At 63.1% G+C, this 24,238-nt stretch carries 26 protein-coding genes; 19 read left to right on the top strand and 7 right to left on the bottom strand.

Going from position 1 to position 24,238, the window contains the following annotated elements; translation table 11 throughout:
* The first annotated feature begins 9 nt into the window (after positions 1-9).
* The 10 genes from scpB to X566_RS20445 all read left to right on the top strand — a co-directional run bounded on the left by scpB (position 10) and on the right by X566_RS20445 (position 8,711).
* A complete protein-coding gene (gene scpB, locus X566_RS20490) occupies positions 10-789 on the top strand; it encodes an SMC-Scp complex subunit ScpB (RefSeq protein ID WP_051444393.1) in 780 nt (259 codons plus the stop codon).
* A gap of 200 nt (positions 790-989) precedes the next feature.
* Positions 990-1,223, top strand: a complete 234-nt coding sequence (locus X566_RS20485; RefSeq protein ID WP_034471076.1) for a twin-arginine translocase TatA/TatE family subunit — start codon at positions 990-992, stop codon at positions 1,221-1,223.
* Between the two features lie 118 nt (positions 1,224-1,341).
* Positions 1,342-1,812 (top strand): Sec-independent protein translocase protein TatB, encoded by a 471-nt coding sequence (tatB, locus tag X566_RS20480; RefSeq protein WP_034471073.1) that lies wholly within the window; start codon positions 1,342-1,344, stop codon positions 1,810-1,812.
* Positions 1,809-2,618, top strand: coding sequence for a twin-arginine translocase subunit TatC (tatC, locus tag X566_RS20475; protein ID WP_034471070.1), 810 nt, complete (start codon positions 1,809-1,811; stop codon positions 2,616-2,618). Before tatB ends, tatC begins: the two co-directional genes overlap by 4 nt.
* Positions 2,619-2,762: 144 nt before the next feature.
* A complete protein-coding gene (gene serS / locus X566_RS20470) occupies positions 2,763-4,067 on the top strand; it encodes a serine--tRNA ligase (protein ID WP_034471067.1) in 1,305 nt (434 codons plus the stop codon).
* Between the two features lie 6 nt (positions 4,068-4,073).
* Positions 4,074-4,841: a 5'/3'-nucleotidase SurE gene (gene surE, locus X566_RS20465; RefSeq protein ID WP_034471065.1), complete on the top strand. Its 768-nt coding sequence runs from the start codon at positions 4,074-4,076 to the stop codon at positions 4,839-4,841.
* A gap of 207 nt (positions 4,842-5,048) precedes the next feature.
* A complete protein-coding gene (locus X566_RS20460; protein ID WP_034471063.1) occupies positions 5,049-6,053 on the top strand; it encodes a tripartite tricarboxylate transporter substrate binding protein in 1,005 nt (334 codons plus the stop codon).
* A 25-nt stretch (positions 6,054-6,078) separates the two neighbouring features.
* Positions 6,079-6,426 carry an EthD family reductase gene (locus X566_RS20455; RefSeq protein ID WP_051444391.1) on the top strand — a complete coding sequence of 116 codons (348 nt, stop codon included), beginning with the start codon at positions 6,079-6,081 and terminating at the stop codon, positions 6,424-6,426.
* Positions 6,427-6,536: 110 nt separating this feature from the next.
* Positions 6,537-7,187, top strand: a complete 651-nt coding sequence (locus X566_RS20450) for a protein-L-isoaspartate(D-aspartate) O-methyltransferase (RefSeq protein ID WP_275451034.1) — start codon at positions 6,537-6,539, stop codon at positions 7,185-7,187.
* Between the two features lie 174 nt (positions 7,188-7,361).
* Positions 7,362-8,711 (top strand): LysM peptidoglycan-binding domain-containing M23 family metallopeptidase, encoded by a 1,350-nt coding sequence (locus X566_RS20445; RefSeq protein WP_034471059.1) that lies wholly within the window; start codon positions 7,362-7,364, stop codon positions 8,709-8,711.
* Positions 8,712-8,792: 81 nt separating this feature from the next.
* Here X566_RS20445 and X566_RS20440 read toward each other — a convergent pair whose 3' ends face one another.
* A complete protein-coding gene (locus X566_RS20440) occupies positions 8,793-9,776 on the bottom strand; it encodes an ATP-binding protein (protein ID WP_034472619.1) in 984 nt (327 codons plus the stop codon).
* Between the two features lie 174 nt (positions 9,777-9,950).
* Here X566_RS20440 and yajC point away from each other — a divergent pair, with 174 nt between their 5' ends.
* The 5 genes from yajC to X566_RS20415 are packed head-to-tail and all read left to right on the top strand — an operon-like array spanning position 9,951 to position 14,193.
* A complete protein-coding gene (gene yajC, locus X566_RS20435; protein WP_034471058.1) occupies positions 9,951-10,292 on the top strand; it encodes a preprotein translocase subunit YajC in 342 nt (113 codons plus the stop codon).
* Positions 10,293-10,327: 35 nt separating this feature from the next.
* A complete protein-coding gene (gene secD / locus X566_RS20430) occupies positions 10,328-11,929 on the top strand; it encodes a protein translocase subunit SecD (RefSeq protein WP_034471056.1) in 1,602 nt (533 codons plus the stop codon).
* Positions 11,930-11,942: 13 nt separating this feature from the next.
* Positions 11,943-12,947, top strand: a complete 1,005-nt coding sequence (gene secF / locus X566_RS20425; protein WP_034471052.1) for a protein translocase subunit SecF — start codon at positions 11,943-11,945, stop codon at positions 12,945-12,947.
* Positions 12,948-12,949: 2 nt separating this feature from the next.
* Positions 12,950-13,333 carry an Mth938-like domain-containing protein gene (locus X566_RS20420; RefSeq protein WP_034471050.1) on the top strand — a complete coding sequence of 128 codons (384 nt, stop codon included), beginning with the start codon at positions 12,950-12,952 and terminating at the stop codon, positions 13,331-13,333.
* A complete protein-coding gene (locus tag X566_RS20415) occupies positions 13,330-14,193 on the top strand; it encodes a phytoene/squalene synthase family protein (RefSeq protein ID WP_034471048.1) in 864 nt (287 codons plus the stop codon). Before X566_RS20420 ends, X566_RS20415 begins: the two co-directional genes overlap by 4 nt.
* 395 nt (positions 14,194-14,588) lie before the next feature.
* On the opposite strand, the gene trmFO is transcribed toward X566_RS20415, so the two are convergent.
* Both trmFO and X566_RS24490 read right to left on the bottom strand, forming a co-directional pair.
* Positions 14,589-16,037, bottom strand: a complete 1,449-nt coding sequence (gene trmFO / locus X566_RS20405; RefSeq protein WP_051444390.1) for a methylenetetrahydrofolate--tRNA-(uracil(54)-C(5))-methyltransferase (FADH(2)-oxidizing) TrmFO — start codon at positions 16,035-16,037, stop codon at positions 14,589-14,591.
* Positions 16,038-16,241: 204 nt separating this feature from the next.
* Positions 16,242-16,394 (bottom strand): DUF1127 domain-containing protein, encoded by a 153-nt coding sequence (locus X566_RS24490; protein ID WP_081740375.1) that lies wholly within the window; start codon positions 16,392-16,394, stop codon positions 16,242-16,244.
* Positions 16,395-17,063: 669 nt separating this feature from the next.
* Between X566_RS24490 and X566_RS20400 the strand changes: the two genes are divergently transcribed.
* Positions 17,064-17,456, top strand: coding sequence for a hypothetical protein (locus X566_RS20400; RefSeq protein ID WP_152540003.1), 393 nt, complete (start codon positions 17,064-17,066; stop codon positions 17,454-17,456).
* A gap of 43 nt (positions 17,457-17,499) precedes the next feature.
* The gene (locus X566_RS20395) at positions 17,500-18,516 is read left to right on the top strand and encodes a DUF1775 domain-containing protein (protein WP_081740485.1); all 1,017 of its coding nucleotides are present in this window, start codon (positions 17,500-17,502) and stop codon (positions 18,514-18,516) included.
* A gap of 228 nt (positions 18,517-18,744) precedes the next feature.
* On the opposite strand, the gene X566_RS20390 is transcribed toward X566_RS20395, so the two are convergent.
* Positions 18,745-19,557: a lytic transglycosylase domain-containing protein gene (locus X566_RS20390; protein WP_034471042.1), complete on the bottom strand. Its 813-nt coding sequence runs from the start codon at positions 19,555-19,557 to the stop codon at positions 18,745-18,747.
* Positions 19,558-19,943: 386 nt separating this feature from the next.
* Between X566_RS20390 and X566_RS20385 the strand changes: the two genes are divergently transcribed.
* On the top strand, positions 19,944-21,005 hold the full coding sequence (locus tag X566_RS20385; protein ID WP_034471039.1) for a 3-deoxy-7-phosphoheptulonate synthase: 1,062 nt from the start codon (positions 19,944-19,946) through the stop codon (positions 21,003-21,005).
* Between the two features lie 94 nt (positions 21,006-21,099).
* On the opposite strand, the gene X566_RS20380 is transcribed toward X566_RS20385, so the two are convergent.
* On the bottom strand, positions 21,100-21,936 hold the full coding sequence (locus X566_RS20380) for a patatin-like phospholipase family protein (protein WP_034471037.1): 837 nt from the start codon (positions 21,934-21,936) through the stop codon (positions 21,100-21,102).
* Between the two features lie 120 nt (positions 21,937-22,056).
* On the bottom strand, positions 22,057-22,956 hold the full coding sequence (locus tag X566_RS20375) for a DUF2189 domain-containing protein (protein ID WP_034471034.1): 900 nt from the start codon (positions 22,954-22,956) through the stop codon (positions 22,057-22,059).
* 417 nt (positions 22,957-23,373) lie between these two features.
* On the opposite strand from X566_RS20375, the gene X566_RS20370 reads away from it, so the two are divergent.
* A complete protein-coding gene (locus tag X566_RS20370) occupies positions 23,374-23,754 on the top strand; it encodes a DUF3597 domain-containing protein (protein ID WP_034471031.1) in 381 nt (126 codons plus the stop codon).
* A 181-nt stretch (positions 23,755-23,935) separates the two neighbouring features.
* Here the strand turns inward: X566_RS20370 and X566_RS20365 are convergent, their stop codons facing one another.
* Entirely contained in the window at positions 23,936-24,211 is a 276-nt protein-coding gene (locus X566_RS20365) for a GNAT family N-acetyltransferase (protein ID WP_034471028.1), read from the bottom strand.
* Positions 24,212-24,238: the final 27 nt, after the last annotated feature.

Raw genomic sequence — 24,238 nt, 5'->3', positions numbered from 1 at the left:
GAGCCATCGATGCCAGCTCATTTGGCAGAGAAACACATCGAGGCTGACGAGGCCGCCGAGGCTGCGGCCGTGTCTATGCGCTCGGAGGAACTCCGCCTGCTGGAGGCGATGCTGTTCGCCTCTGCCGAGCCGCTCGACGAAGCTTCGTTGAAGAAGAAGCTTCCCGAGGGCGTGGACGTAAAGACCGCGTTGGCTGAGCTGCAGGCCGACTATGCCGAGCGGGGCGTCAATCTCGTTCGTATCAACGGCAAATGGTCGTTCCGCACGGCGACCGATCTCGCCTGGCTGATGACACGCGAGAGCACCGAAACGCGCCGCCTGTCGCGCGCGGCGATCGAGGTGCTGGCGATCATCGCCTACCATCAGCCGGTGTCTCGCGCCGAGATCGAAGAAATCCGCGGTGTCGTCACGTCCAAGGGGACGCTCGACGTGCTGTTGGAGACGGGCTGGATCCGACCTCGCGGCCGTCGCAAGACGCCAGGGCGTCCACTGACCTTCGGCACCACCGAGCAGTTCCTGTCGCAGTTCAATCTCGAAGCCGTGAACGATCTGCCGGGATTGGACGAATTGCGGGGAACCGGGCTGCTGGATTCGCGCCTGCCGGGCGGCTTTACCGTGCCGACCCCATCGGACGATCCGGCCCTCCGCGAGGACGAGGATCCGCTAGAGCCGGGCGATCTCGACCTGGCGCTCGCGCCGGCGCCAGAACCCGAGCCGCAGCCTGAGACGGCACAGGTGGAGCCTGAACAGACCGACGCGGTGCCTCCGGACTCCGAAGCCAAGGATTGAGCGAACGGCACGATTTCGCCGGTTTACCAATGCGTCAAACCGCGTAGCATCGCGCGCGGAAGTGACCAGCCTAAGTCCTTGTTTTTGCCGCCTCCAACGCCTAGTTTCGGGGATGAGCAAGGCCGGACGTGGCGCTTCGGCCGGGGTGTGGTTTCGACCGGGATCGTGCCCGCACAGTTGAGCGTTTTTGGGAGAGCGGCATGGGTTCAATGAGCATCTGGCACTGGATCGTGGTGATCGCAGTGGTCCTGCTGCTGTTCGGCCGCGGCAAGATCTCCGATCTGATGGGAGACGTCGCGCAGGGCATCAAGGCCTTCAAGAAGGGCATGTCCGAGGACGACAAGACTGCCGAGAAGACCGAGCCGATGAAGAGCATCGACAACGCGTCCTCACAGGCGCCGCAGGCGACCGACGCCAATCGCAAGGCAGTCTGACCGGCGCGCGCGGTTTCCGGCAGGTGAGCACGCCTGCGATGGCGGAAGACGCGCAAGGTGATGGCGATGGCGCCCGCAGGCAGTTTTTTAAGGGCGCATCGCGCGAGCGGATAATTCCATGTTCGACATCGGGTGGTCTGAGCTGGTCGTGATCGGGGTCGTTGCGCTGATCGCCATTGGCCCCAAGGAGCTGCCCGGCGTGCTGCGGATGGTCGGGCAGTGGATGGGCAAAGCCCGCCGCATGGCCGCTGAATTCCAGAACCAGTTTCAGGAGGCGATGCGGGAAGCCGAGATCGCCGACATGAAGAAGCAGTTCGACGAGGTGACGGCGGCAGCCGGCAACCTCGCCAGCAACAATGTGCTAACCTCCACGGTCAAGGATGTGGAGGAGGCGCTGAAGCTCGATACCTCGGCGGTGGCGACACCGACGCCACCCGAGCCGCCGACCCCTGAGACTTTCAAGGAAGCGATCGTTCACGCCGCGACGGCCGAGCTAGCGTCACCAGCACCGGCCGTTGAGACGCCGGCATCCGAGACATCCGCATCCGCCGACGCCGCACCGCTGCAACCTGCGGACAAGCCGACATGACGCAGGAAGATATCGACGCCACCAAAGCCCCGCTGCTGGATCATCTGATCGAATTGCGCTCGCGCTTGATCAAGGCGCTGCTGGCGTTTGGGCTCGCATTCATTTTCTGCTTCTTCTTCGCCAAGCAGATCTACAACGTCCTGGTCTGGCCGTTCACCTGGGTCGCGGGCGTCGGCAATTCGAAGTTCATTTACACCGCGCTGCTCGAATACTTCATCACGCAGCTCAAGCTCGCCTTGTTCGGCGCGGCGTTCATCTCGTTCCCGGTGGTGGCAACCCAGATCTACATGTTCGTTGCGCCCGGCCTCTATCGCAACGAGCGACAAGCCTTCCTGCCTTATCTGGTCGCAACCCCGATCTTCTTCGCGCTCGGCGCGACGCTGGTCTATTTCGTCGTGCTGCCGATGCTGGTGCGGTTCTCGCTGGGCATGCAGCAGGTCGGCGACGGACAGGCCGAGATCGCGCTATTGCCGAAGGTCGGCGAGTATCTGTCGCTGATGATGTCGTTGATTTTCGCCTTCGGCATCGCCTTCCAGTTGCCGGTGATCCTGACGTTGCTCGGCCGGATCGGCGTGCTCACCTCCAAGACGCTGAAGGACAAGCGGCGCTATTTCATCGTCGGTGCCTTCGTCATCGCCGCTGTGTTGACGCCACCGGATATCATCAGCCAGTTCTCGCTGGCGATCCCGCTGATGATCCTCTATGAGGCCTCGATCTTCGCCGTCCGCATGGTTGAGAAGAAGGCCGAAGCCTCGCAGGCGGCGGCGCCGGACTCGTCGTCCTCCTCAGTGACCCCAGCCGAATAACGCCTTGAGACGCAGCGAAACTTGCTAAAATCGCTGCGATTCCCGTAAGGCGCAGGCCAATTCCCGTCCGGTATTTCAAACGTGCCCCTTTCGGGGTACTGGATGCCTGCCTGCAAAGGGCATGACGATAGAACGAGTGAACCGATGCACGATATCCGCTGGATCAGAGACAATGCCGATGCCTTCGATGCCGCGCTGAAGCGGCGCGGGCTGGAGGCTCTGTCGTCATCGCTGATCGGGCTGGACGAGACTCGCCGTGCCGCGATCCTTGCCGCCGAACAGGCGCTGGCGCGGCGCAACGCGGCCTCGAAGGAAATCGGCGAGGCGAAGAAGGCCAAGGACAATGCCCGCGCCGACACGCTGATGGCGGAAGTCGGCGAGTTGAAGACAAGGCTGCCGGAGCTTGAGGCGGACTCGAAGGCAGCCAGCGAGGCACTGGACCGGCGGCTTGCGGAAATCCCGAACCTGCCGTTTCCGGCGCCCGACGTGCCGGACGGCGCGGACGAGCACGGCAACGTCGAGCATCACCACTTCGGCGCCAAGCCCAGCTATGGCTTCAAGCCGCTGCCGCATTTCGATCTCGGCGAGACGCTCGGCGACATGGATTTCGAAACCGCCGCCAAGCTGTCCGGCGCGCGATTCGTCGTGCTGAAGAAGGGGCTCGCGCGGCTCGAGCGCGCGCTCGGCCAGTTCATGCTCGACGTGCATGCGGGCGAGCACGGCTACACCGAGGTCAATCCGCCGCTGCTGGTGCGCGACGAGGCGATGTTCGGCACCGCGCAACTGCCGAAGTTCGAGGAGGATCAGTTCTGGGTCATGCGCGAAGGCGCGCGTCTCGGCCTGATCCCTACTGCCGAAGTCTCGCTGACCAACCTCGTGCGCGAGAGCATCGTCGATGAAAAAGAACTGCCGCTGCGCTTCACCGCGCTGACGCCGTGCTTCCGCGCCGAAGCGGGTGCTGCGGGACGCGACACGCGCGGCATGATCCGCCAGCACCAGTTCAACAAGGTCGAGCTTGTGTCCGTGACGACGCCCGAGACCTCGAAGGACGAGCACGAGCGCATGCTGTCCTGCGCCGAGGAAGTGCTGCGACGGCTCGGCCTGCATTACCGGGTGATGACGCTTTGCGCGGGCGACATGGGCTTCGCCTCGCAGAAGACCTACGACATCGAGGTCTGGATGCCAGGGCAGGGCGAGGGCGGCATGTATCGCGAGATTTCCTCCTGTTCGATCTGCGGTGAGTTTCAGGCGCGCCGCATGAATGCGCGCTACCGCGGCAGCGACGGCAAGCCGCGCTTCGTGCATACGCTGAATGGTTCGGGCACGGCGGTCGGCCGTGCCTTGATCGCCGTGATGGAAACCTATCAGCAGCAGGACGGGTCGATTGCCGTGCCGGATGTGCTGCAGCCCTACATGGGCGGGCTGAAGACAATCGAGAAAGGCAATTGAGGCGGCATGCGCATTCTCTGCACCAACGACGACGGCATCAACGCTCCCGGCATCAAGGTCGTTGAGGATATCGCCAAGCAGCTGTCCGACGACGTGTGGGTGGTCGCTCCGGAAAGCGACCAGTCCGGCGTGTCGCACTCGCTGTCGCTGAACGATCCGCTGCGGTTGCGTGAAATCTCGCCGCGCCACTACGCGGTGCGCGGCACGCCGACCGACTGCGTGATCATGGGCGTGCGCCATATCATCAAGGACAAACGGCCCGATCTGGTTCTCTCCGGCGTCAACCGCGGGCGCAACGTCGCCGAGGATGTCGTCTATTCCGGCACGATCGCCGGCGCGATGGAGGGGGCGATCCTTGGCATCCCCTCGTTCGCGCTCAGTCAGGAGTTCGGCATCGAGACGCGGCAGAACATGCCGTGGGATACGGCGCTGACCCACGGGCCGGAGATCGTGCGCAAGATCTTCAAGACCGGCGTGCCGCCGGAGGTGGTCGTCAACATCAACTTCCCGAATTGCGCGCCCGCCGATGTGACAGGCGTGGTGATCGCGCGGCAGGGCAAGCGCAACCAGGGCTTCCTGCGGATCGATGGCCGCAAGGACGGACGCGGCAACGATTATTACTGGATCGGCTTCGAGCGCTTGCAGGCCGTCGAGCCGCCGATCGCCGGCACTGACCTCGATGCGCTCGCGCGCAAATGCGTTTCGGTGACGCCGCTCAAGCTCAATCTCACCGACGACGCCTATGCCGGCAAACTCATCGACCTGCTGAAATAACGTTGATTGCTGCGCGTGGTTTCGTGCCGCGGCACGAAGCGACGCAGTTGTCAACGTCTCCGTGTTGACCGTCCAAGGGCCGCGTGCGAGGTCTCTAGACGCGTTTCTCGCCTTGCGATGTGCATTCGCGTCGCTTGATCGGAGAGCGCGTCGAATGAAAATCTCATCGGTGCGTAGCGAGTAAACGCGAACCGGAGGCGCGGGTCGATGTCATCACGCAATCCATCATCAGTCTCACTTAACCGCCGCACCTTGGTCGCGGGAGCGCTTGCTGCAGCCGCTACTCCGCTGTCGCTGCGCGCGAGCTTCGCGCAGACCTATCCCGATCGCCCGGTCCGTCTGGTCGTACCGTATGCGGCCGGCACGACCACCGATCTGCTCGCACGGCAGGTGACGGAGAAAGTATCGGATTTGCTTGGCCAGCGGCTGGTGATCGAGAACAAGGCTGGTGCCGGCGGCAGCCTCGGTGCGGAGTCCGCGGCTCGCTCGACGGCGGATGGCTACACGCTGTTGTGGGGAACGAGCCAGACGCAGGCGGTGAACATCAGCCTCTACAAATCGATCAAGTACGATCCGATGAAGGACTTCGCGCCGGTCGCACGCATCGCCAGCCAGCCGTTGGTGCTGGTGGTGCATCCGGATGTGCAGGCGCGCACGGTCGCCGAACTCGTGGCGTTGGCGAAGAAGCAGCCGGAGAAGCTGAACTATGCATCGACCGGCAGCGGCACCTCGGCGCATCTCGCCGGCGCTTCGTTCAACAAGGCGGCCGGCTTGCAACTGCTGCACGTGCCTTACAACGGCGGACAGGTCTTTCAAGATTTGCTCAGCGGCCGTACCTCGATGATCTTTTATCCGTACCTGCCGCTGAAAGGCTATGTGGAGGCGAAGCAACTGATCCCGCTGGCGACGCTCGGTGCGACCCGGCTTGCCGAATTGCCGGACGTGCCGACGATGATCGAAAGCGGCTACCCGGACTTCGTGTTCGCCTCGTGGAATGCGATTTATGCACCGGTTGGCGCGCCGCAGGCGATCATCGACACGCTCACCAAGGCGTTCGAGCGGGCGATGGCGGATGCGGACCTGCAGCGGCGTCTCGCCGGCACTGGCACGGCAATCGAGTTTGCCGGCCCTGCCGAGCTGTCGGCGTTCACGGCGAAAGAGATCGCCCGTTTCCGCGAGGTGATCGCGGTCTCGGGCGCGAGCGTGAACTGACGCTTATCACACGGCGGAGACGATCATGATCAAAAGCATTGCCCTGTTGACGCGCAAGGACGGCATGACGCGCGAGGAATTCCTGCGCCACTGGGTCGACGATCACGCACCGATGGCGCTGTCAGTGCCGGGCCTCCGGCGCTACGTGCTCTCGCTGATCGTTGATGAACCCAGCCGGGCGGACATCCCGGACCAGCAGGTTCAGGCCGATGGCATTGCCGAGCTCTGGTACGACGACAAGGCATCGATGCAGCAGGCGCTCGAAAGCCCGGAGATGAAGGCGCTGCGCGCCCACGGGGCGATCTTCATCGGACGGATCAAGATGTTCATCACCGAGGAGAAGGTGATCATCGCCGGCGGACAAGCGGCCTGACGCTCCAAGGCGTGGTTGCGTCGCAGCGTAAATGCCTTCGGCCGGTCAAACTTCGGCCGCACAGTGCTATTGTGCCACTCGCATCGATTCTTCAGGCGAGTTTTGCGGCCGTGTCTTCGGACGATTCTTCTAACGAAAGGATGAACTTTCAGCTCCTGCTGCGCCGTCGCGGCATCGTCGATCATGCGGTGCTGAAAGCGATGGACGAAGTCCCGCGCGAGGAGTTCGTCGAAGCGGGTACACGCGAGGAAGCCTATGCCGATGCCGCGCTGCCGATCGCTTGCGGGCAGACGATCAGCCAGCCGTTCGTCGTTGCCTACATGACCGAGCAGCTCCGGCTGCGGCCGCATCATCGCGTGCTGGAGATCGGCACCGGGTCGGGCTATCAGGCCGCGGTGCTGTCGCATCTCGCCGCCGAGGTGGTTTCGGTGGAGCGCTTTCGGACGCTGGCGGACCGTGCGCGGCTTCGCCTGCAACGGCTGTCGCGCGACAATGTCGAGGTGCAGACGGTGGACGGCTACGACCTGCCGGATGAGCTCGGCCTGTTCGATCGCATCATGGTGACCGCGGCGATGGAGGCTGTCCCGGATGAGCTGCTGGGGCGACTGACGAAGGAGGGCATTCTGCTTGCGCCGGTCGGACCGCAGCAGGGGACACAGATGCTGACACGGTTCACCCGCAGCGCCGACGGCGTTGCGCGGGAGGATCTGCTCGAGGTTCGCTTCGTCCCGGCGCTGCGTGGGATTGCGCGTCAGCTTTGACAGGGCACGTTGAGCTGCTCACGACCGGCATGGCCCCGCGCACGTCAGCATGACGCTGCGTACCAAGAACCAGGGTTTTGCGAGTGCGATCAGACGATTGTGGCAGGCGAAAGGGTTTATTTACTGCCCGCGTGTTAACTCAATTTAGTTCGAGTTGCGTGCGAGTGAGTAACCATGTCCCGTGTCGCCGAGTTGTTTCGTGCGCGCCGCGCATCGCCTGTAGCGGTCGTCGCGCTAGTCTCCGCTGGTCTGGCTGGCTGCAGCGCAGATTCTCACCGTTTCGCTGAAAACCCTTTCGCGACGCGCCAACAGGAGGCGACAGGGAGTGTTGCCCCGCCGCCGGCGCCTGCCGCGCCTTATGGGCGGGTCGAGAGTCGTCCGCTTCCGCAATACGGCGCGCCGCCGCAGACTGCACCGGCTTATGGTTATCAGCGCCAGGGCAGCCTGCAGCCGTCCGGCGTCTCCGGAGGCGGGCGCGGCGTTGCCGCCTACGCACCGCCGTCCAAGCCGATCGAGACCACCGCAAGCGCTTCTCCGCGTTCGATTGCCGCCAATGGAACCTGGAGCACGGCTGACGGGACGACCATCATCGTCGGCACCAGCGATACCGTCGATACGCTCGCGCAACGCTACGGTGTGCCGGCGCGGGAGATCATGAAGGCAAATGGCCTGCCGACCCCGCGCAACCTGCAGCCGGGCCAGCAGCTCGTCATTCCGCGGCGCGTCGCGCAGGCCGCGCCGGCATTGGCCGCTCCGCAAACCAAGCCGGCCGCGGTTGCCTCGGTGGCGCGCGGCGGCGCTCACGTCGTGAACCCAGGCGAGACGCTGCACAGCATCGCGCGCAAGAACAACATTCCGGCAGCGCAGCTTGCCAGGGCCAATAACCTGCCGGTGACCGTGCAGTTGAAGATCGGCCAGCGGCTGACCATTCCAGGCGGGAAGGGTGTCGCCGTCGCACAGGCTCCGGCTCCCGCGCTGCAGCCGAAGCCCGCACCGGTCGTGGCTTCCGCCAAGCCCGCGCCTGCAGCGGCTGCACCTACGCCCGTCGTCGTGGCGGAGATTCCATCCAAGAAGGAAAGCGCCAATCTCGCCTCCGAAACCAAGGAGATCGAGAAAGAGGCTCGGCAAGATGCGACGGGCGGTCTTCCGTCGTTCCGCTGGCCCGTGCGCGGCCGGGTGATCACCGCCTACGGGGCGAAGACCAACGGCAAGCAGAACGACGGCATCAACGTCGCCGTGCCGGAGGGCACGCCGGTTAAGGCGGCCGAAGACGGCGTCGTCACATACGCCGGCAACGAGTTGAAAGGTTATGGCAATCTGGTTCTGGTGCGGCATTCCAACGGCTATGTCACCGCGTATGCCCACGCGAGCGAGCTGATGGTCAAGCGCGGCGAGACGATCAAGCGCGGCCAGACCATTGCCAAGGCGGGTCAGACGGGAGAAGTGGCGTCCCCGCAGCTCCACTTCGAAATCCGTCAGGGTTCAACCCCCGTCGACCCGTCTAAATTCCTGAACGGGACCTGAGCGGCCAGCTTCAGTCAGCCGGCTCCAGAACGGTGCCGGCCCGGATACGACATCAGCAAAGGCCTGATTCCTATGACGGGATCAGGCCTTCGTCGTGAGGCGCACTTTCTTGCGGCCGGCCAGGTCTTGCACGAACTGCCAGGCGACGCGGCCCGACCGTGAGCCGCGGGTGGTGGACCATTCCAGCGCCTCGCGATGCAGTTCGTCCTCGGCGATCGTGATGCCGTAGTGGTCGCAGTAGCCCTGGACCATCGCCAGGTATTCGTCCTGGCTGCAGCGATGGAAGCCGAGCCACAGTCCGAAACGATCGGACAGCGACACCTTCTCCTCGACCGCTTCGCCGGGATTGATCGAAGTCGAGCGCTCGTTCTCGATCATTTCGCGCGCGAGCAGGTGGCGCCGGTTCGAGGTCGCGTAGAGGATAACGTTGTCCGGCCGACCCTCGATGCCGCCTTCGAGCACGGCCTTCAACGACTTATAGGATGCATCGTTGCCGTCGAAGGAGAGGTCGTCGCAGAACACGATGATCCGCTCGCTGGCGCCGCGCAGCATCGTCATCAGCACCGGCAGGGTCTCGATGTCCTCGCGATGGATCTCGATCAGCTTGAGCTTGCCGTTCACCTCAGGTGATGCATTCACGCTCGCATGCACAGCCTTGACGAGGGACGATTTTCCCATGCCGCGCGCTCCCCACAGCAGGGCGTTGTTGGCGGGCAAGCCGGTAGCGAAGCGCTCGGTGTTCTCGGTCAGGATGTCGCGCATGCGGTCGACGCCCTTCAAGAGCGCGAGTTCGACCCGGCTGACGCGCGGCACGGGAATCAGCCGACCAGCGGGATGCCAAACGAATGCGTCCGCCTGGGCCAGAGGATTTTCGGGTTGATCTGCGGGAGCGGCTCCCGGCAGACGGGCGGCGATCGCTTCCAGGGCGCGGGCAATCCGCTCGCTGGCGTCGAGTTCAGGGGGCAAGGCCGCCCGTTGCGGACGTTTTGTCGCGCTGGCTGCCTTCGCGGGTTTACGGGGATTGGTTTTGCGGGGGGGCTGCTTTTTTTCAGGCTTTTTGGTCATCACGGCACTTCCTTTGCCCGCAGGCATAACGAGGCCGCGGCTCTCCCGCAAGCGGCCCATAAATCAAGGCCTTAGCTGCCGTTGCAATTGGGGCGCTGGTCGTTATAGTCCGCGCGAATTTTGGCCAAATCAGCCGATTTGGCCTCCGCGATGATTCCGCCTGAAGGACCTTCCATGTTCATTACCCCTGCGTTTGCGCAAGCTGCCGGCGGCGACACCACCAGCCTGCTTACCTCGCTGCTGCCGTTCGCGCTGATTTTCGTCATCATGTACTTCCTGATCCTGCGCCCGCAGCAGAAGCGCGTGAAAGACCATGCCGAAATGGTCAAGAACCTGCGCCGCGGCGACAGCATCGTCACCTCCGGCGGCATGGTCGGCAAGGTGACCAAGGTGGTCGATGACGACCAGGTGGAAATCGAGGTCGCCGACGGCGTGCGAATCCGGCAGATGCGGCAGATGATTACGGCGGTACGTGCCAAAGGCGAACCGGCCAAGGACGAGGCGGCGGCAAGCTAGCGCCGGCTCCGCTGCAAGCGAAACGGTCAAGCGCCATGCTTTATTTCACCCGCTGGAAGGTCTTCGCGATCATTGCGACCGCGTTGCTCGTCTGCCTGTGCGCCGTTCCGAACTTCGTTCCGGAACATGTGGTCAAGACCTGGCCGAAATGGGCACAGCGTCACATCGTGCTCGGTCTCGACCTGCAGGGTGGTTCGCACTTGTTGCTGGAGGTCGATTCCAATGCGGTGAAGAAGGACAAGCTGGCGCAGGTCGTCGATGACGCGCGCAAGACGCTGCGTGACGCCCGCATCCGTTTCACCGGTGGCATCAACATCCGTGGCGACGTGGTCGAGGTCCGGGTCTCCGAGGCCGACGCTCCGCAGGCGCTCGCCAAGCTGCGCGAGCTGTCGCAGCCGCTGGGCGGCCTGCTGGGTTCCAGCGGCCAGCGGACCATGGAGGTGAGCGATGCCGGCGGAGGCCTGATTCGCCTGACTGTGCCACAGGCGGCCATCACCGAGCGCATCCGCCAGTCGGTGGAGCAATCGATCCAGATCGTCGAACGCCGTGTCAACGAGCTCGGCACCGTCGAGCCGTTGATCCAGCGCCAGGGCATCGACCGCATCCTGGTGCAGGTGCCGGGTCTGCAGGACCCGAGCCGTCTGAAGGAGCTATTGGGAAAGACCGCCAAGCTCGACTTCCGCATGGTCGATACCAGCATTTCGCCGGAGCAGGCCCAGGGCGGGCGGCTGCCGCCGGATTCCGAACTCTTGATGAGTTCGCAGGCACCGAAGACGCCGTATGTGATCAAGAAGCAGGTGTTGGTGTCCGGCGGTGATCTCACCGATGCGCAGCCGGGTTTCGATCAGCGCTCGGGTGAGCCGATCGTATCGTTCCGTTTCAACACCTCGGGTGCCCGCAAGTTCTCGCAGGCGACCTCCGAGAATGTCGGTCTGCCGTTCGCGATCGTGCTCGACAACGAGGTGATCTCGGCGCCGGTCATCCGCGAGCCGATTACCGGCGGTTCGGGGCAGATTTCCGGCGGCTTCACGGTGCAGCAGGCCAACGATCTTGCGATCCTGTTGCGCGCTGGCGCGCTGCCCGCACCGCTGACCATCATTGAGGAGCGCACCGTTGGACCGGGGCTCGGACAGGACTCGATCGAGGCCGGCGAGCTCGCCTCCTATGTGGGCTCGGTGCTCGTCATCATCTTCATGCTGTTGACCTACCGCCTGTTCGGCTTCTTCGCCAACGTCGCTGTGATGATCAACGTGGCGATGATCTTCGGCATCCTGTCGATGCTCAACGCGACGTTGACGTTGCCGGGTATCGCTGGCGTGGTGTTGACCGTCGGCATCGCCGTCGACTCCAACGTGCTGATCTACGAGCGCATCCGCGAGGAGCTGCGAGCAGGGCGTAGTGCGATCTCAGCGATCGACGCCGGCTTCTCGCGCGCACTTGCCACCATTCTCGATTCCAACATCACCACCTTCATTGCGGCGGCGGTGTTGTTCTACGTCGGTACCGGCCCGGTGCGCGGCTTCGCCGTGACGTTCGGTATCGGCATCATCACCACCGTCTTCACGGCCTTCACCGTCACCCGGCTGATCGTTGCGATGTGGGTCCGGTGGAAACGGCCGCAGGTCGTGCCGATCTAAGAAAGAAGCGCGCGTGACATTCTGGATCATCATTTCGCTCGGGGTGCTCATCACCGTTCTGACGGTGTTGAGCATCTACGGTGTCATCCCGGCGATGCGTATCGTGCCGGACGACACCAAGTTCGACTTCATCCGTTTCCGCCGCATCAGCTTTCCGATCTCGGCGCTGCTGTCGATCATCGCCATCACGCTCTATTTCACCCACGGACTGAACTTCGGCATCGACTTCCGCGGCGGCACGCTGATGGAAGTGCAGCAGAAGTCCGGCCCCGCTGACATCGCTCAGCTTCGCACCACGCTCAGCGAGCTGGGCCTTGGCGAGGTCCAGCTGCAGCTGTTCGGCGGCCCGTCGGATGTGCTGATCCGGCTTGCGCAGCAGCCGGGCGGCGATGAGGCTCAGCAGCAGGCGGTGCAAAAGGTGCGGCAGGCGCTCGGGGATTCTGTAGAATACCGCCGGGTCGAGGTGGTCGGTCCGCGCGTCTCGAGCGAGCTGCTCGCATACGGAACCGTCGGCCTGATCCTGGCGATCGTCGGCATCCTGATCTATCTGTGGTTCCGGTTTGAATGGCAGTTCGCGCTCGGCGCGATGATCGCCAACGTCCACGACATCGTGCTGACGATCGGCTTCATGTCGATTGCCCAGATCGACTTCGACCTCACCAGTATCGCGGCGCTTCTGACCATTCTCGGCTACTCGCTGAACGATACTGTGGTCATCTTCGATCGAATCCGCGAGATCTTGCGGCGCTACAAGAAGATGCCGATGCCCGAGCTGCTGAACCTGGCGATCAACTCGACGCTGTCGCGCTCGATCATCACCCACGTCACCGTGACGTTGGCGCTGCTCGCGCTGCTGCTGTTCGGCGGCAAGGCCATCCACAGTTTCACTGCGACCATGATGTTCGGCGTGGTGCTGGTCGGTACCTACACTTCGATCTTCATTGCCGCTCCGATCCTGATCTACCTCGGCGTCGGTACCAACCGCCTCGACGACGAGGACAAGCCGAAGAAGCCGTGATCATGTCGGACGCGGACAGCGACCGGCATCTGCCTTCCGCGGTCCCGATCGACGCCTATGGCAATGGCGGGTTTCGCTTTGCCGACATGTCGCATCGCGGCTCGCTGCTATGCCTGCCAGACAGCATGCGCGCATGGCCGGTCGAGCGCGCCGATCAGATCGATGAGCAGGCGCTGGCGCTGGTGTTCAGCAATGCCGACCGCATCGATACGCTGATCATCGGCACGGGGCGGGAGGTCATCCTGTTTCCCAACCCCCTGCGGGATAAGCTGCGCGCGCTCGGCATCGTCGTCGATGCGATGCAGACCGGGCCAGCGATCCGCGTCTACAACATCATGATCGGCGAAGGCCGCCGTGTCGCGGCCGGGCTGATCGCAGTGTCATGAGTGGGGCGACCGGGCGGAACGAAGCCGATGCCGCGTATTGCGCGGGCCTCGTCCGCGAGTCCGATTTCGAGCGTTATGCCGCGACGCTGTTCGTCACCCCAGAGCATCGCCGGGCGCTGCTGAGCCTCTACGCCTTCAACATCGAGATCGCGCGGGTGCGCGAGCAGATCAGCCAGGCGCTGGCCGGCGAAATCCGCTTGCAATGGTGGCACGATCTCTTGAGCGGCACGGCCCATGGCGAGGCTACGGGCAATCCGGTTGCAGCCGAACTGCTGCAAGTCATCGAACGTCATCAGCTCGCGCGCGCGCCCTTGAAGCGGTTGATCGATGCGCATCGGTTTGATCTCTATGACGAGCCGATGCAGACCATGGCCGATTTCCGCGCCTATCTGCAGGATACGGCTTCGGCCTTGCAGTCGCTCGGTGTGAAGGTGCTTGCCGGCGACATCGGCACCAACGACGCGGTCTGTCGCGACGCCGGCCTTGCGATCGGCATCGCGCGGATCATCGAGGCAATGCCACGCCATGCGGCCCGCGGTCAGATCTATCTGCCGGTCGAGAGCCTTGCGGCGTTCCAGGTCGATCCGCACGTCATTCTCCAGGGCCGAGCGACGGAAGAATTGCTGGCGTTGCTGCGCAACCTCGCTGCAGAGGCACGCACACATCTGCAAGATGCACTTGCGGCGCTTCCCGACGTACCGAAACCGGCGCGTAGGGTTTTCCTGCCGCTTGTCATGGCCGGGCGCGCGCTCGATCGCATCGAGGCAACGGGGTACGACCCGTTCGCGCCGCAACCGGTTTCGCGATTGCGGCTGTTGACGTCGATGTGGCTTAAGGCACGGTCGTTCGACCGGCTTTGATAAGCATTCTGCGCGTGTGATCTGCACCACAGTCGAGGACCCGCATTTGTGACGATCATCCTGAAGCCTTCAACCTCAGGGATATCCTCATGCGTCCCACTCGTTCGCGTATCATCGCCATCCTGGTGACGTTCGCCGTTTCACTGCCAGCCGTTGCCGGATCTGCTTCGGCTCTCCCGCAGAATGCCAGACCAGCCAGCAAGGCCCAGGCGATCAAGCGCGCCGAGACCGGCATGAATAGGAACAGCGAGCTGAGAATGATCCAGCTGCAAAGCGCGGTTAGTCAGCGCCAGAGTGCGGTGCAGATGACGACGCGAATGATGCGGGGCATCGAGGATTCCAGACGGCAGGTGCTTAAGAACTGTCCGGATTGTTTCCGCTGAGGCGTGCGGGTCTCACGCCGCCTCAGTCCGCGGCAAACTCTCTGCGATCCAGCGATCGATGTCGCTGAGGGCGCGTGCGGTCAGAGCCCGCTTCTTGGCGATCGTCTTTTCCGGGCCGCGCAGGCGCTTGCCGTCGGCGCTCTTGGTCGGTGCCTGGGCCAGCGGCGGGAACAGGCCGAAGTTGATGTTCATTGGCTGGAACGAACGCGGTCCGGCATCGATCGTCTCGATATGGCCGCCGGTGATATGGCCGAGCAGGGCGCCGAGCGCCGTGGTCGGCGGCGGCGGCGCGATCGTTTCGGCCTTTGCATCGGCGGCCGCGAACAGGCCCGCCAGCAAGCCTACGCTCGCCGATTCCACATAGCCTTCGCAGCCGGTCATCTGTCCGGCAAACCGCAGGCGCGTTTGCGCGCGCAGGCGCAGTTGCGCGTCGAGCAACACCGGTGAGTTCAGGAAGGTGTTGCGATGCAGGCCGCCGAGCCGCGCGAACTCGGCATTGGCGAGACCGGGAATAGTGCGGAAGATGCGCACCTGTTCGGCGTGCTTCAGCTTGGTCTGGAAACCGACCATATTGTAGAGCGTGCCGAGCTTGTTGTCCTGACGGAGTTGGACGATCGCATAGGCCTTCACGGTCGGGTTGTGCGGGTTGGTCAGGCCGAACGGCTTCATCGGCCCGTGCCGTAGCGTCTCATGCCCGCGCTCGGCCATCACCTCCACCGGCAGGCAGCCGTCGAAGTAGGGCGTGTTGGTTTCCCACTCGCGGAAGCTGACCTTTTCTCCGGCGATCAGCGCATCGATGAAGGCGTCATACTGCTCCTTAGTCATCGGGCAGTTGATGTAGTCGGCTTCGCCGCCGCCAGGCCCCACCTTGTCGTAGCGGGATTGGAACCAGGCGATACCCATGTCGATCGACTCGCGATGCACGATCGGCGCGACCGCATCGAAGAAGGCGAGGGAGTCCTGTCCGGTGAGACCGCGCACGGCTTCGGCCAAGGGCGCCGAGGTCAGGGGGCCGGTCGCGACGATGACATTGGGCCAATCCGCCGGGGGCAGGCCTGCGACCTCCTCGCGGCGAATCTCGATCAACGGGTGCCGTTCCAGCGCAGCCTGGACGCTGGCGGAGAAGCCATGGCGGTCCACCGCCAGTGCGCCGCCCGCGGGCACCTTGTTGGTATCTGCCGCCCGCATGATCAGCGAGCTCGCCCGGCGCATCTCTTCGTGCAGCAGGCCGACCGCGTTGGTGCTGGAATCGTCGGAGCGAAAGGAATTGGAGCAGACCAGTTCCGCGCAAGTGTCGGTGACGTGCGCTTCGGTGGTCCGGACCGGGCGCATCTCATGCAGGACCACAGGGACACCGCGGTTGGCCACCTGCCAGGCGGCTTCGGAACCAGCGAGGCCGGCGCCGATGATGTGGATGGTGGCTGGTTGGGGCGCCTGCGAAGGCGTGATCTGCGTCGTCATGGGCGGACACGTAAAGCCTCGCTGCGCGCGGCGCAACTGATCGAGCCGCCCTAGGCAGTTTCAACGAGCGGGCGCAGGACCAAGCAGGCCTGAGCAAAATCCGAGGCGGCTTAAGACGCGGCCAAGGCCTGAAACGCAAGTCCTGAAACGAGAACGCCCGCTCAAGGAGCGGGCGTCATCCGTCACTTCTGCAGTGAGGCGGTCTTAGTCGAGCGCCTGGCCTGCTGCGACACGCGGAATGTCCGAACGATCGATGCCGATATCGGCGAGTTCGCGGTCGGTGAGCTGCGAAAGCTCACGCAGGTTCCGGTGATAATCCTTGAAGGACTGAATCGCGCGAATAATCGAGAGCAACATGATGAGGGTCTCCTTCGTCTCTGTGGGCCGAACCCAGCGTTGGAACTCTATATAGCTTGTTATTGCGCGACGCAGCAGAGCAATTGTTGCGATGCAGCTAAGTGAGAATTGCATGGGTCGAGTAAGAAATGATCAATCATTCGAGTAGCTCGGACAAAAATTGCGACGGAAGGCTGTGGTAAGAAAAATGTCTTTTATCCCAGTGATTTGCCCTAGCTGTGGTTGAACTTTGGCGAATTTTGGAACTCGCAAAGAATATTCCTCTCGGAAGCTGAGGACGGAATTGTATGGTGTAATCAGCCTGATTCGGATGCTGCGGTGCACGCAAGTTATGCGTTTTGTGACAAAAGATGCTTTAATAATGTGAATTTAAATTCATTTGCGGATGTCGGAATACCTAAAATGGGCAGGGAAGGACGCTCACTCGTTCTGCTGCCATGTGCGATTTCGCACCGTGTATGCTCAGAGGCCTGGTTCCGTGACGAGCGTTTGCGGCAGGGCGAATGCGCACGGTGAAGCCAACATCTGAAGAGCTGACGAGAGAGTTGCATGCCCCGGTCCAGACTTGAGGACGGCTCGGTCGATCTGATTCTCGCGAATTCCTGTGGATCGACCGGCTGCGCCAACTGGTGAGTGGACCCGGACCGTGCCGCGTGCGATAGCGGCTCCATGCGTGCTTCTCGTTTCGGCCATGTGAGGGGCGTTCGGCTGCTGCTGGCTTATCTGCTGGCGCTGCAGGCGTTGCTTGGCGCGTGGTCGAGCATAGCGCAGGCGAGCGCATTCGACCCGGCTCTCTCGCTGTGTCGGTCGATGGCTCAAGGGTCGGGCGCTCAGGACCAGAGCGAGCCTGCTGGAGGCACGCCCGAGCGGTCCTCGCATTGCCAGTTGATGTGCCTGAGCGGGGGCTGCGGCTCGCCGCAGCCGCCTGTCGCCATCGTCTCGGTGTTCGCCTGTTCGGCGCTGCACGCGCGCGGCGTACCATTGGACATGGTCGCGCAAGTGCGCATCCCTGTTGCGACGGGTGTTGCATGGAATGCCAGAGGGCCGCCCTTCGCCGGTTGAAGACGTTCGTTCCGATACGTTTCAATCCCGTTTGGAGGCCATCATGACACTCGTTCGTTCCACCCGCGCGCGCGCGTTCGCCGTTGCACCGCTTGCGATTCTCTTGTCCGGCACTGCTGGTTCTGCTGCGTTCGCGCATGTGACGTTCGCCAATCCTGAGGCGGCGCCCGGCCGCTATTACAAGGCGGTGCTGCAAGTGCCGCACGGCTGCGAGGGCGCTGCAACCACCGCCGTCCGCGTGCAGATTCCGGAAGGCGTCGTCGGCGTAAAGCCGATGCCTAAGCCCGGCTGGACGCTGACCACTACGCGCGGGTCTTACGCCAAGGCCTACGAGAACCATGGCCGCAGCGTCAGCGAGGGTGTGAAAGAGATCGTCTGGTCGGGCGGCAATCTGTCTGACGACAATTTCGACGAATTCACGTTCCAGGCGCTGATCGCAGCCGATGGCGCGGAGGCGAAGCAGCTCTATTTCCCGACCGTGCAGACCTGCACCAAGGGCGAGGCTGCGTGGACTGAAATTCCCACAGGTCAGCAGTCATCGCATGATCTAAAGAAGCCGGCACCAGCGCTGCGGCTTGTCTCTGCGACGACGGTCGCGCAGGCTGCGCCGCAGCACGACCACGCGGCCATGGCGGGGGCCGACGAGATGAAGGTCGGCGATCTGGTGATCGCGACACCGTGGACCCGTGCGACGCCGGGCGGCGCCAAAGTTGCCGGCGGTTATCTGACGATCACCAACAAGGGTAGTGCGTCCGATACGTTCGTCGGCGGCACCAGCGATATCGCCGGGCGGATCGAGATCCACGAGATGGCCATGGAAGGCGGTGTCATGAAGATGCGGCCGCTGAATGCCGGTCTTGAGATCAAGCCGGGCCAGACCGTGGAACTAAAGCCCGGCGGCTTTCACATGATGTTCTTGGACCTGAAACGCCAGCTGAAGCAGGGTGAGACCGTCAAGGCGTCCCTGAAGTTCGAGAAGGCCGGCACGGCTGACGTGACATTCAACGTCGGCGCGGTCGGCGGTTCGTCATCGCCGCAGCACCAGCACCACCATCACTGATCTCGTGTTGTTGAGGCGGGCTCCAGAGCCCGTCTCAGCGTCCTGCAAAGCATGTCCCAGGTGAGGCCGGCCGGACATGCTCAAGCGAAGACACGCTCAAAGAGCGCAATGAGCGCGGCGATGCTTCACCGAAGCTTCGCCGCACGCTTTGACGGTGCGGTTGCGGTACGCCTTCAGGGACTCGCGATAGCCGGATCAGCGGGGTGTGTGTCCTTCCTCCAAGAGCCGCTACTCGGAGTCGATCTGGCTGGCGAAATAGGCGATCGTCCGTGCGACCACCTCGCTCTTGTTCCACTGCTGGATCACACTGAAGTTCGTCGTGCCCTGATCCCAGGGCTCGCCACGTTTCCAGCCGTAGTTCGCGAGATAGTTGGCGGTCGAGGCGAGCACGTCGGGGACGCTGCGCAGCAGATCGCGACGGCCGTTGTCGTCGAAATCGACGGCAAACTTGACGTATGACGACGGCATGAATTGGGTCTGGCCGATCTCGCCAGCCCATGCGCCGCGCATATCGGACGGCTGCAGATCGCCACGGTCGATGATGCGCAGCGCATCCAGCAGCTCTGCCTGGAACATCTCCGAGCGGCGACAGTCGTAGGCCAGCGTCGCCAGCGAATTGAGCGTGGAGAACTTGCCGGTGTTGACGCCGAAATCCGTCTCCATGCCCCAGATCGCCACAAGCACCGCACCCGGCACGCCATAACGTTGTTCGATCCTGCCGAGCACCGAGCCGTATTGCTTCATCATGTTGCGGCCGCGGGTCAGACGCGGAGGCACGATGCGGCCGGAGAACTGTTCGAAGCTCTGGTTGAAGACCTGCTGGTTGCGGTCCCGCGTGATGACGTTTTGGTCGAAGCTGACGCCGGAGAGCGCATCGAGGCCGCGAGGTGAGATGCCCTTGGCCGCAGCCTCACGGCTGAACTCGGTGATCCAGCCCTTGAAGTCGTCCTTGCCGCAACTTGCGGCAACGGTGGTCGTTGATGCAGCGACGACAAGCGCTCCGGCGAGAGCCGCCAGACGTGCTGTCGGGATGAAGGTCATGCAGGTCGTCTCGCTTCGAAGATGAATCGGCGATGCCCCAGCCCGTGAAGGCTCGGCGCGAACAGCGGCCAAAACAAGGCCGGCCGATGTCAGTTCGCCGTGCGTGATCAAACGCTTATCGGCAGAAACCCAAGGGTTTCGCAGGGCAGGTACGAACGGGAAGCACTCACCCGGCTAGACAGCGGGCGGCGGATGCACTATGTAGCGCCCATCATGATCCACACGTCCAACCGTTATTACTTTTGGTTTTACGGTTTCCGAAGCCCCTGGCAGAGGAAGGGACGCGTTTGATCTGACACCACCGTACAGACCAATCCGACCGAGCTGCCAGTCTCCTGGCGGCTTTTTTTGTGTCGCCAGGAGACTCCGAACCAAGGAGCCTTCCCGTGCTTGCCGCCACCGACGATACCCGTATTCGCGAAATCAAGGCGCTCGTCCCGCCTAGCACCGTGCTGCGCGAATTCCCGCACACCGACCAGTCCAGCCGCACCGTCGCCGAGGCGCGGCAGGCGCTGGGCAACATCTTGCGTCACAGCGATGACCGCCTTGCCGTGGTGATCGGACCATGCTCGATCCATGAGCCGGAGTCGGCGATGGAATATGCCCATCGCCTGAGCAAGCTGCGCGAGCGTCTGCGCGGCGACCTGGAAATCGTCATGCGGGTGTATGTGGCGAAGCCCCGCACCACGATCGGCTGGAAGGGATTGATCAACGATCCCGATCTCGACGGCAGCTTCCGCATCGACGACGGCCTCCGGCTTGCGCGGCGATTGATGCTCGACATCAACAAGCTGGGCTTGCCGGTCGGCTCGGAATACCTCGACATCGTCGCTCCGCAATACATGTCGGACCTGATCGCCTGGGGTGCCATCGGCGCGCGCACCACCGAGAGCCAGATGCATCGCGAACTTGCATCGGGTCTGTCGTGCCCGATCGGTTTCAAGAACGGCACCGACGGCAAGGTGAAGATCGCGGTCGATGCGGTGAAGGCGGCCGCGCAGCCGCATCACTTCCTGGCAGTCACCAAGGAGGGCCAGTCGGCGATTGCTTCGACCACCGGCAATCGCGATTGCCATGTCATTCTGCGCGGCGGTGAGGCGCCGAACTATGACGCGGCCAGTGTGGAGGCGGCTTGTCGTGCGATGGAAGCGTCGGGACTTGAGCGGCGAGTGATGATCGACGCGAGCCACGCCAACAGCAGTTACGATCCCGATAACCAGCCGAAGGTGGTTGACGCCGTCGCGCAGCAGATCGAAGGCGGTAACCACTGCATTGTCGGCGTTATGATCGAGAGCCACCTCGTCGGTGGCAAGCAGAGCCTTGGTCAGCCGCTGCGTTACGGACAAAGCATCACCGACGGTTGCATCGGCTGGGAGACCTCAGTTGACGTGCTGGAGCGGCTTGCCGCCGCGGTTAGAACACGCAGGCAGCGCGCGCTTGCCGCCTGAAGCATGACCCAAGGAGCATGCTCAAACAATGTGCTCACGCGCATGACGATTGATCCATTTCATCGCGCTTGAGCGGCGGGCACCTCGAGCCCGGCTATGTGCGGATGGTGGCTGCGAACGCAGTGCCATCCTTTCGGCCGAGCTCGTAAGCCGCGCGGATGCCTTTTGGATTGGTGATGTCGAATTGGCCAACGCCAACCGGTTGTGAGGGCTGAACGTAGGTGCGCCCCCGCACGACCGGCAGGCGCTTGTAAACGCGGGTGAGCAGGACCAGCGTCTGACCGCCCGCGGCTTCGATCGCTTCCAGCGGTTCGACCGGCACATTGTCGACGAGACCGCCGTCGAAGGCAGGCCGCCCGTTCACCAGCGTAACCGGCATAAACGGCGGCACGCCGCCGGAGGCCATCAACGCTTCGCGTAGCGGCTCTGGATCGGAGAGATCGCGGGTCCGCACGAACTCGGAGGTGTAACCAAGCCTGCGCCCGAAGGTCGGATGCACCGGATGAAGAATTTTCTTCTCGAGCTGATAGGCAGTAATGCCAAGAGCCGCACCACTGATTGGTGATAGCCAGCGCGGCATGCGCGATATCGCATATTGCAGATCAGTCAGCGTGTTCAGCTTCGCCAGCGCGGCAGCGTCGATGACCGTGTCGAGCAGCGCGCGATACATCGGCCCGACCGGGCAGAGCGGTTCGCCACGTCGCCACGCTGCGATATCGAAATTCTTCAGATGAGTACCGCAGCTGCCGATGACAAGCTCTCGGACCTTATCGCCGATGCCGAGCAGCGAGTAGGTGGCGGCGAATGCGCCAGCGCTTGCGCCGACGACAAGCTTCGGCGCAAGGCCGAGCCGGTCGGCGGCAGCTTCATAGAAACCGCCTTGCCAGTAACAGCGATTGCCGCCGCCTGCGAATACCAGTCCGTCAAACATCGTGCCGTGCCGAGAAGGTTCCTTGGCTCGGTAGTTTGCATGCCAAATGGCAGCGGGACAATCAATTGGATTGAGGCCAGGCGACCGGACGCGATCCGAAGACCGCGCCTGGATTTGCACTCAGTGCTTGTCGCGTGCCCAGGGGAATAGCGACACCGGGAATTCCGCGGCCGAATGATAGACTTTCGGCGGCGGCTCGTAACGCGGTTGGCTGTTCGGTTCGAGTGCCATGCGATACAGGTGCCACGTCGCGTGGCCGAGCAGCGGAACGACCACGGCGAGGCCGAGGAAGAAGGGGATCGTTCCGAGCAGCAGCAGCGCCGCCACGACAAAGCCCCAGGCGGCAATCACGACCGGATTCGCGGCCGCGACGCGCATCGAGGTGACCATCGCATCCATCGCACTGGTATGCCGGTCGAGCATCATCGGGAAGGAGATGACGCTCACGCAGAGGGCCACCAGCGCGAACAGGAAGCCGACACCGCAGCCGACGACGATCAGCGACCAGCCTTCCGGTGTGGTCAGAACCCGGCTCACGAAATCCGGGATCGTTGCCGCCGGGGCATTGCCGAACGTCCAGACGTAGATCGCCTGCGCGGTCGCGATCCAGGTCACGAACAACGCCAGCAACAGCACGCCAAGGCCGAGCATGCCGGAGAACGACGGCGAGCGCAGGACCTTGAAGGCGTGCCATGCGGAGACTTCTTCGCCGAGCTCGCGACGACGGCTCATCTCGTAAAGGCCGATGGCGGCGAACGGTCCGACCAGCGCAAAGCCGGTGGCGAGCGGAAACAGCAGCGGCATCACCGAATAGCCGAGCACCATGCGCGCCAGCACCAGGCCGAGCACCGGATAGATGATGCAGAGGACGACCGCGTGGCTCGGCATCGCTTTGAAGTCTTCGAGGCCGTTGCGGAGTGCGGTGCCGATATCGTCGAGATGCAGCTTGCGGACGACCGGCGCCGCAGGATCGGCCGCGCTGCTTGTACCGTGTTGAATGGTGGTGAGTGGAGTTGCCATGATCGCTATCTCCCTAAGCGTCCGTGGACGAAGACAGCACACGATACTTTCGCGCGTGCCCATCCCGGACAACGACGTGACCGCGATCAAAACCAAGCGCGAGCGAAGGGATGCCGTGTTGGCAAAGCCGCGACCTGTTGAGGCAGGATAACGCGAATTTCGGTAGAATGCACTCACTGTTCAGTGACAGGCAGGGGTACTGGCTAGGACAATCGTCACAAATTTGCGGTAAAGACATCCGGTTCTTTGTAATACCGTATCTGCCATATTGACCTGTTAACCTGGCGCTGCGGATTGTTGCAGGGCACATTGGCAACCGGGAACGGGCGGCTTAAGCTTATGATCCCAAGGTTTGTGTAAGTCTGTCGTCTTGAACGTCCTTTCTCGAACCACTGGTTTAATCATCGGGAGTTAGACATGAGCATCTTCGGAAAAATTATGGGCGCGATCTTCGGCAACAGCGCTCAAGCTGCTCCGGCAGGAACTGCGCCTGCAGCAGGCGGAGGCGCATCGGCCGGAACGGCGACAGCCGCACCTGCCCAGACCGTCGATATCGTGCCGATTCTGGAAAAGGCGGCCTCCGAGAAGAAGGAAAAGCTCAACTGGCGGACCTCGATCGTTGACCTCATGAAGGTTCTCGATCTGGATTCCAGCCTGGGCGCTCGCAAGGAACTCGCCAAGGAACTCGGCTACACCGGCGATACGAGCGACTCCGCGTCGATGAATATCTGGCTGCACAAGCAGGTCATGCAGAAGCTCGCCGCGAACGGCGGCAAGGTTCCGGACGACCTGAAGTAAGGACGCCCGCCGTTTGGCGCGCCATTGAGCGCGATCGATCCGCAGCATGCATCAGAAAAGCCCGCCGTTGGCGGGCTTTTCGTTGACTGCGACTGCAGGGCTGCCGGGTAAAGTGTCGCAAAAAGTTGCGACACGCCTGATCCCGGCGCGCAGGCAACAACCTGCGACGCGCGAACGAAGCTTAGCTGACCAGGCTCGCGAACTCCGGATGCTTCTTGATGTAGCCGGCGAGGAATTCGCAGCGCGGCTCCACCTTGAGGCCTTGCGCGCGAACGTTCTCCAGCACGGCCTTGGCCAAGATCGAGCCGATGCCGCGGCCGCCAAGCTCCTTCGGCACTTCGGTATGGACGAGCGCAATCGTGCCTGGCGAAAGCTGATAATCGACGAATGCGACATAGTCGTCGATCTCGAGCTCGAACCGGCTCCGCGATTTGTTGTTGCGAAGTGTTGGAGGCATGCGAGAAATCCTTCTTGTTCTTGCGCG

Source organism: Afipia sp. P52-10, from assembly GCF_000516555.1.
Taxonomy (GTDB): Bacteria; Pseudomonadota; Alphaproteobacteria; order Rhizobiales; family Xanthobacteraceae; genus P52-10.
Note: the sequence above shows the minus strand (reverse complement) of the source record. Positions and strands in the feature narration are given on the sequence as shown.